8 protein-coding genes are annotated in these 13,007 nt (G+C 77.6%); 4 read left to right on the forward strand and 4 right to left on the reverse strand.

What is annotated here, in order from left to right; genetic code table 11:
• The first annotated feature begins 85 nt into the window (after positions 1–85).
• Positions 86–1,477: a cation:dicarboxylate symporter family transporter gene (locus AB3388_RS15345; protein ID WP_495406151.1), complete on the forward strand. Its 1,392-nt coding sequence runs from the start codon at positions 86–88 to the stop codon at positions 1,475–1,477.
• A 57-nt stretch (positions 1,478–1,534) separates the two neighbouring features.
• On the opposite strand, the gene AB3388_RS15350 is transcribed toward AB3388_RS15345, so the two are convergent.
• Entirely contained in the window at positions 1,535–2,878 is a 1,344-nt protein-coding gene (locus AB3388_RS15350; protein ID WP_495406152.1) for an FAD-binding oxidoreductase, read from the reverse strand.
• A 149-nt stretch (positions 2,879–3,027) separates the two neighbouring features.
• Here AB3388_RS15350 and AB3388_RS15355 point away from each other — a divergent pair, with 149 nt between their 5' ends.
• The 3 genes from AB3388_RS15355 (at position 3,028) to AB3388_RS15365 (ending at position 10,518) form a co-directional block, all read left to right on the forward strand.
• Entirely contained in the window at positions 3,028–5,922 is a 2,895-nt protein-coding gene (locus tag AB3388_RS15355) for an AfsR/SARP family transcriptional regulator (RefSeq protein ID WP_495406153.1), read from the forward strand.
• A gap of 1,012 nt (positions 5,923–6,934) precedes the next feature.
• On the forward strand, positions 6,935–7,405 hold the full coding sequence (locus tag AB3388_RS15360; protein WP_495406154.1) for a hypothetical protein: 471 nt from the start codon (positions 6,935–6,937) through the stop codon (positions 7,403–7,405).
• Between the two features lie 20 nt (positions 7,406–7,425).
• Positions 7,426–10,518, forward strand: coding sequence for an ATP-binding protein (locus AB3388_RS15365; RefSeq protein WP_495406155.1), 3,093 nt, complete (start codon positions 7,426–7,428; stop codon positions 10,516–10,518).
• A 26-nt stretch (positions 10,519–10,544) separates the two neighbouring features.
• Here the strand turns inward: AB3388_RS15365 and AB3388_RS15370 are convergent, their stop codons facing one another.
• From AB3388_RS15370 to AB3388_RS15380, 3 genes are all read right to left on the reverse strand, one after another.
• Positions 10,545–10,997, reverse strand: coding sequence for an SRPBCC family protein (locus AB3388_RS15370; protein WP_495406156.1), 453 nt, complete (start codon positions 10,995–10,997; stop codon positions 10,545–10,547).
• A 95-nt stretch (positions 10,998–11,092) separates the two neighbouring features.
• Positions 11,093–11,596: a G/U mismatch-specific DNA glycosylase gene (mug, locus tag AB3388_RS15375; protein ID WP_495406157.1), complete on the reverse strand. Its 504-nt coding sequence runs from the start codon at positions 11,594–11,596 to the stop codon at positions 11,093–11,095.
• Positions 11,597–11,600: 4 nt separating this feature from the next.
• Complete coding sequence (locus AB3388_RS15380; RefSeq protein WP_495406158.1) at positions 11,601–12,980, reverse strand: amidohydrolase family protein; 1,380 nt, start codon at positions 12,978–12,980, stop codon at positions 11,601–11,603.
• Between the last annotated feature and the right edge of the window lie 27 nt (positions 12,981–13,007).

Genomic DNA, 13,007 nt, shown 5'->3' on the forward strand with positions numbered 1-13,007 from the left:
CACCGGCCGGCCCGATGGTGAGGCACGGCTCACACCGGGCCGACCCGATCCGGGGCCTCCCCGGCCGACTCGCGCAGGAGCAGGCATGGCCACCGTCACCGCACCCCCACAGGCGCCCGCGCGGCGCCGCGACCGGACCCACTGGCTCTACCTCGCCGTGATCGCGGCGGTGGCCCTCGGCATCGTCGTGGGCCTCGTCCTCCCCGAGTTCGCGACCAGCCTGAAGTGGCTCGGCACCGCCTTCGTTGGGCTGATCAAGATGCTCATCGCGCCGGTCATCTTCTGCACGATCGTGCTGGGCATCGGTTCCATCCGGCAGGCGGCGAAGGTCGGCCGGGTCGGCGGGCTGGCGCTGGGCTACTTCCTGCTGATGTCGACGGTGGCGCTGACGATCGGCCTGGTCGTCGGCAACCTGCTGCACCCCGGTGACGGGCTGCAGGTGACCGAGGCCCTCCGCGGCCAGGGCTCGGAGCTGGCCGCCACGGCCGAGCAGGGCGAGGGCGCGACCGGGTTCGTCCTCGGCCTGATCCCCACCACGCTGCTGTCCTCCCTGACGGCGGGCTCGGTGCTGCAGGCGCTGCTGGTCGCGCTGCTGGTCGGCTTCGCGATCCAGGCGATGGGGCGCTCGGGTGAGCCGATCCTGCGCGCGGTCGGGCACTTCCAGAAGCTGGTGTTCCGGGTGCTCGGCATGATCATGTGGGCCGCGCCGATCGGCGCGTTCGGCGCGATCGCCGCCGTCGTCGGCGAGACCGGCGTCGACGCGCTGACCAGCCTCGGCGTCCTGATGCTGGGCTTCTACGCCACCTGCGTCGTGTTCGTCGTCGTCGTCCTCGGCCTGCTGCTGCGGACGGTGGCCGGTGTGAACGTCTTCTCGCTGCTGCGCTACCTGGGCCGGGAGTTCCTGCTCATCGTCTCGACGTCGTCGTCGGAGACGGCGCTGCCGCGGCTGATCGCGAAGATGGAGCACGCCGGCGTGAGCAAGCCGGTCGCCGGGATCGTGGTGCCGACCGGGTACTCGTTCAACCTCGACGGCACCGCCATCTACCTGACGATGGCCTCGCTGTTCATCGCCGAGGCCCTCGGCGACCCGCTGTCGATCGGCGAGCAGATCGGCCTGCTCGTGTTCATGATCATCGCCTCGAAGGGCGCCGCCGGCGTCACCGGCGCCGGGCTGGCCACCCTGGCCGGCGGGCTCTCCTCCCACCGCCCGGAGCTGCTCGACGGGGTCGGGCTGATCGTGGGCATCGACCGGTTCATGTCCGAGGCGCGGGCGGTGACCAACTTCGCCGGCAACGCGGTGGCGACCGTGCTGATCGCCACCTGGACCCGGGAGCTGGACCGGGCGCGGCTGGCGGCCGCGCTCTCCGGCGCCGCACCGTTCGACGAGGCCACGATGCTCGACGACGACGAGCCCGCCGGTACCGGCCTGGCCGCGGCGGCCCCGGAGCAGACCCGGGAGCTCAGCGCCGCGCACTGACCCCTGCTCCACGGCGACCACCCCCGGCCCGGGCCGGGGGTGGTCGCCGTCGGTGGGTCAGACCCCGGTTCCGGCGAGGGCGTGCAGTGCCCGTGCGCCGGCGAGGATGCCGTGCGGGTCGTACCGGCCGGCCAGCTCGGCGAGCCGCCGCAGGGTGGCCGGGTCGTAGACGTGCGCGAGCTCGGCCGGGGACTCCTCGCGGCCGAACGTGGCCATGCCGCGGCCGGAGGACCAGCGGCCCAGCGCGGCCAGCACGCCGGCCGCGTGCTCGGCCACCCCGGGTACGGGGGGCCCGTCGACGACGAGGCTGAACGCCGCGTCCCGGTGCGCCAGGGCGCTGGACCGCTCCGGCACACGGGCGATCGCGCCGCCGAGCTGGCGCAGCTCGACGAGCAGCTGCGGTGAGCCGGAGCCCGGGCCGGCCGCTGCGAGCAGCGCGTCGGCGGCGTCGGCCGGCAGCGCGTCGAGGAGCAGCTGCGCCTCGGTGAGCGGCCGGGGTGCGTGCGGGGCGTCGTGGATCTCGCCCAGCTCGGTGTAGGGCCGCACCCGCACGCCGTCGGCCAGCGGCCCCGCGCACCCGCGCACCGGGGCCAGCAGGGCGGCTCCTGCGTCGGCGTCGCCGACCCAGGCGAAGCGGACGGCGGCGGTCAGCCGCCGGGTCTCCCGGTCCCGCACCAGCGCGAACGACGTGGTCGCCTGCGGGGGCAGCCCGGCGCACCACGTGCGCCAGCGGTGCAGCACGGTCGCGGCGTCCGCGCCGTCGAACGCGAGCGCCCCCGCGTAGAGCCCGTCGACGGCCAGCAGGTCGAACTCGACGGCGGTGACGACGCCGAGCGCGCCCCGGCCGCCGCGCAGCCCCCAGTACAGGTCCGGCTCCGAGGCCGCGGTGACCCGCCGCAGCGCGCCGTCCCCCGTGACCACCTCGAAGGCACGGACCCGGTCGGAGGAGGGCCCGTAGGCGCGGGCGACCGGCCCCAGGCCGCCGCCGAGCGTGCAGCCGACCACGCCGACCCCCGGGACGGAGCCGGTGAGCGGGGCCAGGCCGTGCGCCGCGGCCGCGTCGAGGACCCGCTGCCAGCGGACGCCGCCGCCGACGCGGGCCCAGCCCTCGGGGTGCACGACGCACTCGTCGAGCCCCGCCGTCTGCACCAGCAGGGTCTGGTCCATCGGGATCCCGCCACCGTGGCCGGTCGCCTGCACGGCCACCTCGACCCCGTGCCGGCCGGCGAAGCGGACCGTGGCGACGACGTCGTCCGCCGTCGCGACCTCGACGACGGCGAGCGGACCGGGCGCCCCCTCCCCGTCCGCGGGCACCCGCAGCCGGCCGCGCAGCAGGCCGGCCAGCTCGGACAGGGGCGGGCGCGTCACGGGCAGCGCGCGGGCGGGCGGGGCGGCGGTCACGGGGGCTCCTCGGCGGCGTGGAACGGTCGGCGCAGAGCCTGCGCGGCGGCGCTTGGCGCGGCCTTGGCACGGCCTTGCCGCGCCCCCGACCGGCGGAAACACGGTGCCGCTCCACCATTGGAGTCGGTCGAACCGCCTATCCTCCCCGCGTGAGTTCCAGATCTTTCCGGGTGCTGGGGCCGGTGGAGGTCTGGCACGACGGCCGGCCGGTCCCCCGGCAGACGCCCCGCCACCGCGCCGTCCTCGCGGCCCTGCTGGTCGACGCCGGCGCCACCGTGCCGCTGGACGTGCTGGTCGAGCGGGTCTGGAACGGCTCGCCGCCGGCCGCCTACCTGGGCACGCTGCAGGCGGTCATCTCCAAGCTGCGCCGCGAGCTCGAGCCCGGCACGGGGCCCGGGGCCTGGCAGGTGCTGGTCACCCGCGACCCCGGCTACCGCCTGGAGGTGGCGCCGGAGGACGTCGACGCGCTGCGGTTCGCCGCGCTGCTGCGGGAGGCCCGCGGCTGCGCCGAGCGCGGCGAGCTCGAGGGCGCCCGCGCGGCCGTCGGGGAGGCGCTGGACCTCTGGCGCGGCCCCGCCTACGCCGACGTGGCCGAGACCTTCGCCGTCGAGGAGGCCGCGCGGCTCGAGCAGCTGCGCCTCGACGCCCGCGAGCTGGCCGCCGACCTCGACCTGCGGCTGGGCCGGCACGCCGAGCTCGTCGAGGACCTGCGCGGGCTGGTCCGGGCCGAGCCGCTGCGCGAGGGCCTGCGCCGCTCGCTGATGCTGGCGCTCTACCGCGCCGGCCGGCAGGCCGAGGCGCTCGCGGTCTACGACGACGGCCGCCGGCTGCTCGCCGACGAGCTGGGCGTCGACCCGGGCCGCGAGCTGCAGACCCTGCACGAGCGGATCCTGCGGCAGGACCCGGGGCTGTCCCGGCCGGCGCCCGAGGCGGCGCCGGTCCCGGCACCCCGGCCCGCGCCCGAGCAGGCCCGTCCCGACACGCTCCCCGTGCCCTTGACCGCGTTCATCGGCCGGGCGCGCGAGCTCGACGTCCTGGGCGCGACGCTGGCCGCGCAGCGGCTGGTGACCCTGGTCGGGCCGGGCGGCAGCGGCAAGACGCGGCTGGCCCTGGAGGCCGCCCGCCGGACGGCGGCCACGGGACTGCCCGCCGCGCTGGTCGAGCTGGCCGGGGTCTCCGATCCCGACCTGGTCGCCGGCGAGCTGGCGGGCGCGCTGGGCGTCAGCCTCACCGCCGGGGACGCCGTCCCCGCGCTGGTGCCCGCGCTGCAGGGCCGCCCGCTGCTGCTGGTCCTCGACAACTGCGAGCACGTCATCGACGCCGCGGCCGAGGTGGTGGCCGCGCTGATCGCCCGCTGCCCCGAGCTGCGCGTGCTGGCCACCTCACGCCAGCCGCTCGGCCTGCCCGGCGAGGCCGTGGTGCCGTGCGGTCCCATGCCCGCCGGCGACACCGACAGCGACGCCGTCCGGCTGTTCCTCGACCGGGCCCGGCTGGCCGCGCCGCACCTGGCCGACCCCTCGCCCGAGGACCTCGCCCTGGTCGGCGCGGTGTGCGCGGAGCTCGACGGGCTCCCGCTGGCCGTGGAGCTCGCCGCGGCCTGCCTCACCACGCTGCCGCTGGCCGAGGTCGCGGCGCGCGTCGACGACCGGTTCGGCCTGCTCTCCGGCGGCTGGCGCACCGCCCGGCCGCACCAGCGCACGCTGGCCGCGACCGTGCAGTGGAGCGTCGACCTGCTCGACGCCCGCCAGCTCGCCGTCTTCCGCGCCGTGTCGGTCTTCCACGGCAGCTTCGCGGCGGACGCCGTCGAGGCGGTGGCCGGCCCGGACGGGCCGGGCGGCACCCTGGAGCCGCTGCGCGCGCTCGCCGCCCAGTCGCTGGTCGAGGTCGACCACGGCCGGGGCCGCTACCGGATGCTGGAGACCCTCCGGCAGTACGGCGACCAGCTCCTCGACGACGACCAGCGCCGGCTGCTGCGCGACCGGCACGCGGCGTTCATGGCCGACCTCGCCACGCGGCTCGAGCCCACGCTGCGCCGCCGGGACGGCGCGGCGAGCTGGCTGCGGCTCGACGCCGAGCAGCCGAACCTGCGCGCGGCGATGGCGCACGCGCTGGCCGGCGGGCAGGGCACGACCGCGCTGCGCATCGCCGGCTCGCTCGGCTGGTGGTGGTACCGGCGCGGCCACGTGCAGGAGGGCCGGCAGTGGCTGGCCGAGGCGCTGACCGCCGCGCCGGACGCGCCGGTCGGCGTCCGGCTGCAGGCCCTGCTGGGCGACGCGCTGCTGGCCTACCTCACCGGCGACGTCGCGTCGATCTGGGCGCGGACCAACGAGATCATCGAGATCGCACCGGAGGACGAGGGCCTGCTCGCCCTCGCCCTGGTGCTCCGCGGCTTCGTCCGGGCGCTGCTCGGGCACGTCGACAAGGACAACGAGACGGCCCGCGACGTCGCCCGCGGCATGGCGGTCGCGGAGGTGTGCGGGATCGACTGGGTGCGGTCGGAGATCGCGATGACCCTGGGCCAGTTCTCCCGGGCCGACGGCAACCCGGCGGCCGCCCTCGAGCACCTGGACCGCGCCACCGAGCTGGCACGGGGATTCGGGCACACGTGGGCCGAGTGCTCGGCGCTGTGGATCCGCGCGAAGGTGCTCATCGAGGTCGGCCGCGCCGCGGAGGCGCTCGACGCGGTCGCGGGGGCGACCGCCCTGGCCGCCGGCGACGGCGACCGGACGTCGACCCTCGCCGGCCTGCTCACCGCCGCCGGCGCGCTCACCGCCGGGGGCGACCCGCGCTCGGCCGCCGTCCTGCTCGGCGCCGTCGACACGCTGGCGCGCCGGATCGGCTACGACCCCCGGCGCATGGACCCCGTCGACGGGCAGCGCTACGTCGCCGACACCGAGGCGGCGCTCTCCGCGGACGAGTACACCGCCGCCGTGGCGGAGGGCAGCTCGCTCGACCTCACCGCGGCCGCGGCGATGGTCGCGGAGCTCGCCGGCCGCCCGTCGCCGTCCACCCAGCCCGCCGCGGGGAGGATCTGGGCGCCCTGACCGGCCGGCCGCCGGGCGGCCGCCCATCCGTAGCCGCCGGTGAGGACGGCGGCGACGAGCAGGAGCACGTAGCCCCACAGCCGCGGGTCGGCGGCGTCGACCTCGGACCGGTACCGGACCAGCACGACCAGCTCCAGCACGCCGAAGACGGTGTAGGCCGCCGCCGGCACCCGCAGCCGGTCCAGGTCCCGCTCGGCGATCGCCAGCGCGGCGGCGAGCGCGAACGCGAGCAGCCAGGCGCCGATCACCTGGGCGGACAGCGGCGTCAGCTGCCACGGCCACGGGCCGGTGACGGCGGTGTCGACGTGGTGGACGGTCAGGTTGCCGACGAACAGCGCCGCTCCGGCGCCGCCGAGCACGAGGCCCTGCACGGCGAGGGCCGCCGTCAGCCAGGTCGGCATCGGCCGGCGGACCTCCGGCGCGGGGCCGCGCACGATCTCCTGCCGGCCGATGACCGTCAGGCAGGCGAACGGGACGACGAGGTAGACGCCGAGCCACACCCAGGCGGCCAGCCGCGTCGCGGTGTCGCCGTCGGTCAGGAGCAGCCGGTGGGCGTGGACCAGCGTGGCGACGAGCGTCAGCGCGGTGAACGCGGCCACCGTGATGACCGGGACGCGGATGTCGCCCCACTGCCGGCGCCGCAGGCTGAGCACCGACAAGACGCAGCCGGCGGCGAACGCGGCGCCGATGAAGCCCGCGGTCGCCGGACGGTCGATGCGCCACGCGAACCCCTCCCCCGCCGCCGGCGGGGAGATCAGCAGCGCCTGGACGGCGAGCAGGGTGAGCCCCGCGAACGCCACGAGCAGCATCCGCGTACCTGCCTGGACCCGGCCTTCGGCACAGGGCGTCGATCGCACGCCGTCAGCGTGGCCCGGTGGCACCCCCTGGGGCATGACCAGAACTGACTGTCTTTGCCGGTGCGCTGATCCGGAGGGCGGTGCGATCGTTCCCGCGGAGGGCGCCGGGCCGGGATACTGCCCGGCATCCCGCCTCCGGCGAGAGGGTGGTACCCGTGACCCCGCGCTCCCCGTCCCCGTGGGCCGGCGCGCTGGCCGGCTACGTCGCCAGCCGCGCCATGGACGTCGCGACCACGGCGTTCTACCAGCAGCAGAGCGAGGCGTCGAAGCGCCGCGAGCAGGAACTCGCGCCGGGCGGCACGCTGGTCCAGCTGGGCCGGCAGCTCGGCCGGGCGATGGTCGGTCGGGGGCCCGCCGACGAGACGGCCGCCCGGGTGGGCGTCACGGTGCACCGCAGCTTCGGCGTCGGCTACGGGGTCGCTGCAGCGGCGCTGACCCGCCGCGGGATGGCTCCACTCACCGCAGGCCTCACCGTCGGCGCGGCGGCCTTCCTCGTCGTCGACGAGGGCACCTCGCTCCCCCAGCTGACCGCCTACCCCCTGGTCAGCCACGCCCGCGGGGTCGTCGGCCACGCGACGCTGGGGCTCGTGCTCGGGATGCTCCTCCGGGCGCTCCGGGCCGGGTGAGGCGCGGCCGGACGGCGGACATGGGCGACGGGACGATCGAGGTGCGGCTGCTCGGCCGCTTCGAGGTGCGCCGGGACGGCGTCGCGCTGCCGCCCTTCCCCCGCCGGGACGCCGCCGCGCTGGTCAAGCTGCTCGCGCTGTCGCGGGGCCACCGCCTGCCGTGCGAGCGGGTGGCCGACGCGCTGTGGCCCGATCTGCTCCTCGACGAGGCGCGCCCGCGGCTGCACAAGGCCGCCCACTACGCCCGCCGCACCCTCGGCACACCCGAGGGCGTGGCGCTGCGCGACGACTGGGTGGCGCTGCTCCCCGGCGGGCCGGTCACCGTCGACGCCGAGCGCTTCGAGGCCGCGGCCACCGCGGCCCTGGCCGAGCCGTCCGCGAGCCGCCCCGCCGCCTGCGCGGCCGCCGTCGCGCTCGCCCCCGACGAACTGCTCCCCGACGACGAGTACGAGCCGTGGACCCGGGAGCCGCGGGCCCGGGTGCGCGACTCCCGGCTGGCGCTGCTGCGCGCCGCGGGCCGCTGGGAGGAGGTGCTGCAGCTGGCCCCGGCCGACGAGGAGGCGCACCTGGCCCTGCTGCGCGGCGCCGTCGACGCGGGCAACGGCGCCGAGGCGCTGCGGCGCTACGACCGGATGGCGCGGGCGCTCGCCGACCAGCTGGGCGTCGTCCCCGGGCCGGCGGCGGCGGCGCTGCGCGCTCGGGTGGCCGACGCCGTCCCCCGTTCAGCGGACGGCCCGCGGCTGGTCGAGCGCGACGCCGAGCTGGACCGGCTGGGCGCGGCCGTGGACGCCGCGGTCGCGGCCGGCCGGGGCCTCGTCGTCCTGCTCAGCGGCGAGGCGGGCAGCGGCAAGACGGCCCTGCTCGGCGCGCTCGTCGCCCGCGTCGGCGGCCGGGTCGCCGTCCTGCAGGCCGGCTGCGACGACCTGCTCGCGCCCCGGTCCCTCGGCCCGTTCCGGGACCTGGCGCAGGCGGTCCCGGGCGAGCTCGCCGACGCCCTCGCCGCGGGCGGGCAGCCCGAGGCCGTCTTCCCCGCGCTGACCCGGCTGCTCGGCGCCCGGCCGACCCTGCTCGCGCTGGAGGACGTGCACTGGGCCGACGACGCGACGGTGGACGCCGTCCGGCACCTGGCCCGCCGCATCGCCGGGTTGCCGGCCGTCCTGCTGCTCAGCTGCCGGGAGGACGAGCTGGGGCTGGCCCATCCCCTGCGCAAGGTCCTCGGCGCGCTGCCCCGGACGGCGCTGCTGCGGATCCCCGTCCGCCCGCTCAGCCTCGACGCGGTGACCGCGCTGGCCAGGTCCGCCGCCGATGCCCGGCGCGTGCACCGGGTCACCCGCGGGAACGCCTTCTACGTCACCGAGATCCTCGCCGCCGGGGACGGCGGCGTGCCCGCGACCGTGCGGGACGCGGTCCTGGCGCGGCTGTCCGGGGTCTCGGCGGACGCGCAGCACCTCGTGCAGCGGCTGGCCGTCGTCCCCTCGCGGGTCGGGCGGACGCTGGCCGAGCACCTGGCCGAGGGCCGGCTTCCGCCGCTGCTGGAGGCCGAGCGGGCCGGCGTCCTCTCCGGGGACGCGGCGCACGTCTGGTTCCGGCACGAGATCGCCCGCGCCGCGGTGCTCTCCACCCTGACGCCCGGGGAGCTCGTCGCCGCCCACCGCGAGGTGCTCGACGCGCTGCTGCGCGAGCCCGTGCCGGACCTCGCCCGGGTGGTCCACCACGCCCAGGCCGGACGGCGGCCGGAGGTCCTGGTCGAGGCCGGCCCGGCCGCGGCGGCCGACGCGGTGCGGGCGGGCGCCTACCGCCAGGCCGCGGCCACGCTCGAGGTGGTGATCGAGGCCGGGCCGGGGCTGCCGCCCGGGGTCCTGGCCCGACTGCTGGCCGACCACGCGGCGTCGCTGTACTACCTCAACCGGTTCGAGGAGGCCTTCGGCAGCGCCACGCGGGCGGTGGCCGTCGCGCGGCAGGCCGACGACGTCCGCCTGCTCGCCGACGCCTGCATCGTGCGGTCGAAGGCCGCCTTCTGGGCGCGCGGGCCGGTCGCCGCCCGCGACGCCGCCGCGGCGGCGGTGACGGCCCTCGGGAACGGTGGGGACGACGTCCGCCGGGCCGCGGCACTGGCCTGCCTGGCGCGCTCGTACAGCAACCTCGGGACCCTGGGCATCGTGGCCGAGCCCGGGGCGGAGTGCACCCGCTACGCCGAGCAGGCGCTGGAGCTGGCCGAGCGCGCGGACACCGACGAGATCCGCTGTCAGGCGCTGTTCTACGTGGGCAGCGGCCGGCTCGCCGACGGCGACGAGCGCGGCACCGCCGACCTGGAGCGCTCGATCCGGCTGGCGTCGGAGGATCCGCACCTGGAGCTGCGGGTGCGGGCGTGCGTCAACGCGGCGGGCAGCGCCTACCGGTTCGGCCGGTTCGCCGACGCCGAGCGCTACGTCGACCTCGGCCTGCGGCTGGCCGAGCAGTGCGAGTTCTTCGGCGGGGAGTACCGGCTGCGGCTGACCCGCGGCGCCGTCCTGGCCAGCTCCGGGCGGTGGGACGACGCGATCGCCGAGCTGCGCGACCTGCTCGCCACGCCGGGCGACCCGGCCGCCATGGGCCTGCAGGCCCGCTGCCTGCTCGCCCGGCTGCTCGCGCGCCGGGGCGATCCGGGGGCGGCGGCGGTGCTGAGCGCGGCGGACGCCGCGCCGGAGGTGCGCAGCGAGATCTTCGTGGCCGGGCCGGTGGCGGCGGCCGAGGTGGAGCTGGCGTGGCTCCGGGACGACGTCGCCGCGATGCCGGAGCTGGCCGCGGGTGCCCTGCGCGCGGCCGCGGCGGCCGGGCACCGCGGCAGCCGCTCGGAGCTGCTGCGGTACCTGCAGCGCGCCGGTCACCCCGTGGCCCCGCCGGAGGACGCGCTCGGACCGTGGGCCCCGGCGCTGGCCGGCCGCTGCCTGGAGTCGGCCATCGCCTGGGCCGCCCTGGGTGAGCGGTACGAGGAGGCCGTGGAGCGCGTGCTGTCGGGGGTCCCCGCGGAGCGCGACCGCGGGCTGGCCGCGCTCCTGCGGCTCGGCGCCACCACCACGATCACGGCGCTGCGCCGGAGCCCCGGAGGAGGAACGTCGCCGTCCGGCCGGTGATCCGCCGGCTCAGCCGGTCACCGGGGTCATCCCGGCCGGGTCCCGGGTGCGCGCTCCGCCCGCCGCTTGAGGGCCTCGTTCATGGCGTGGAAGGCCGGCAGCGTGTGACGGTTGAGCGAACGCGCCATCAGCGGTGCGAGCACGCCCCGGAACGTCTCGTCCTGCGCCAGCCGGCTGCCGCCGCCGCGGCCGGAGATCGTGAACCTGTGCTCCGCGTCGAAGACGCCCCGGACCCCCACCCGACCGAGCCAGCGCAGCCGCCGGGCCGGATCGGCCTCGACCACGGTGGGGCTCAGCGTGACCCGCCGGGCGCCCACGGGTTGCATCGTGAGCGTCAGCCGGCCGCCGACCTCGACGGCGCCGGTGGCGTCGGTGATGAACGGGTTCCACTCCGGATAGGCCTCGAGGTCGGTGAGCACCTCCCACACCAACTCGGGTGGGGCGTCGATGTCGATGGACGTGCGCAGCTCGGTGCTCATCCGAACCAGCTCCCGCCGGAGTTCGCCTCTGGAGCACCGTAGCCCCGGCTCGCGGGTCCCGTTGCACGTCGCGCTTCCGCCCGGGGCGGTCGGTGTCACGACGGGCGCACCTGCCCGTACAGCCGCGCCAGGTCGGGCAGCTGGTGGTGGGCGTTGAGGCCGCTGGGGTTGGGCAGCACCCAGGTGTCCGCGTCGCCGACCCGCTCGGGCTGCCGCCCGAGCCCCGCCTTCGGCCGCCGGAAGGCCAGCCGCCAGGCGGTGATCCCCAGGACGGCGACCACGCGGGGCCGGTGCTCGGCGACCAGCCGGGCGAGGGCGTCGGCGCCGGCGTGCAGCTCGGCCGGCGCGAGCTCCGCCGCCGTCCGGGTGGGGCGGTCGACCAGATTGGTGACGCCGAGCCCGTAGCGCGGCAGCTCGCCGTCCTCGTCCGGCGTGAGCAGGCGCGGGGTGAGGCCTGCCAGGTGCAGCGCCGGCCAGAAGCGGTTGCCCGGCCGGGCGAAGTGGTGCCCCCGCGCCGCCGACAGCAGCGAGGGGTTGATGCCGACGAAGAGCACGTCGAGGCCGGCGGCGAGGACGTCGGGCAGCGGCTTGGCCGGCATCCGGTCAGCCGATCCGGACCGACGGCGTCCGGACGGCGGGCGGGCACCACTCCTCGCCGCGGACGCCGGCGGCGTCGAGCAGGTGCTCGTTCGAGGCGGCCGCCAGCCCCAGGACCGCGCGCAGGTCCCGGGCACCGAAGTCGCCGTCGCGCTTGACCCAGCGGCCGGCCACGAGGACGCCGTCGACGTTGGCCGTCGTCGCCGCGAGCACGACCGCGCCGACCGGATCGCTGACCGGCGCCACGTTCGGCGCGTCGGCGCGCAGGAGCAGCACGTCGGCCTGCTTGCCCGGCTCGAGGCTGCCGATCCGGTCGCCGAGGCCGCAGGCGCGGGCGCCGTCGAGGGTGGCCATGGCCAGCATGTCGCGGGCGGTCAGCGGCACGCGGTCGAGCGTCTCGCCGCGGGCCAGGGCGGCCGCGTGCGCGGCGCCGCGCTCCAGCGCCAGCGCGACCCGCATGGCGCCGAACAGGTCGCCGCCGACGTTGGTGCACACGTCGGCGGACAGCCCGGTCGGGATCCCCCGCGCGCGCAGCCGCGAGGTCGCCGCGGGGCCGTGACCCATGTTGGCCTCGACCTCCGGCGCCACCGACGCCCGGCCGCCGGCCGAGGCGATCGCGTCCAGCTCCCCGTCGGAGAGCATGTTGCAGTGCACGAAGGTCGTGTCGGGGCCGAGCAGGCCGCGGCGGGCCAGCTCGGCGACGTGGCCGCGGGCGCCGGTCAGCCCGCCGCCCACGTGCACGGTGACCGGGAGGCCCAGCTCGCGGGCCAGGCCCCAGTCCTCCGTCGCGGTGTCGGCGTCGGAGAACTCCGGCCCGCGCACGGCCATGGCGAGGGTGACCCGGGCGGTGTCGTCGGCGCCGGGGCCGGACCGGAGGCGGACGACGTCCCGGGTGTGCGGCGAGAGGTCCCGGCGTAGCGCCTGGTCGTTGCTCCCTCCGTAGGCGAAGACCGCCCGGCCGCCGGCGTCGAGCAGCGCCTGCCAGGCGGCGTCCGCGTGCTCCGGGCCGTTGATGTTGTGCGACCAGTCGACGACCGTGGTCACCCCCGCGTCGAGCGCCTCCACCGCGCCGAGCAGCGTGCCGGCGTAGGTGTCGGCGGGCCGGAAGTGCCCGCCCAGCTGCCCGCGCATCCGGGCGAAGTACTGCCCCAGCGTCCAGTCGCAGGCGATGCCGCGCAGCGCGCTCTGCCACAGGTGCCGATGGGTGTCGATCAGCCCGGGCAGCACGATGCGGGCGCGGGCGTCGACGACCTCGGCGCCGTCCGGTGGCTCCACGGCGCCGACGGCGGCGATCCGGTCGTCCTGGATCAGCACGTCGCCGCGGAAGGGCTCCGAGCCCGGGCTCATCGGGATCACCCAGCCGCCGGCCAGCAGCGTCGAAGTCATGGGCGCAGCATCGTGCGCGGCCGGCCG

It is taken from the genome of Geodermatophilus sp. SMS 5-13 (assembly GCF_059428245.1).

Excerpts from the sequence above, each read along its gene's own strand:
- AB3388_RS15345 (WP_495406151.1), top strand. The coding sequence starts at position 86 with ATGGCCACCGTCACCGCACCCCCACAGGCGCCCGCGCGGCGCCGCGAC.
- AB3388_RS15365 (WP_495406155.1), top strand. The coding sequence starts at position 7,426 with ATGGGCGACGGGACGATCGAGGTGCGGCTGCTCGGCCGCTTCGAGGTG.
- AB3388_RS15370 (WP_495406156.1), bottom strand. The coding sequence starts at position 10,997 with ATGAGCACCGAGCTGCGCACGTCCATCGACATCGACGCCCCACCCGAG.
- mug (WP_495406157.1), bottom strand. The coding sequence starts at position 11,596 with ATGCCGGCCAAGCCGCTGCCCGACGTCCTCGCCGCCGGCCTCGACGTG.
- AB3388_RS15380 (WP_495406158.1), bottom strand. The coding sequence starts at position 12,980 with ATGACTTCGACGCTGCTGGCCGGCGGCTGGGTGATCCCGATGAGCCCG.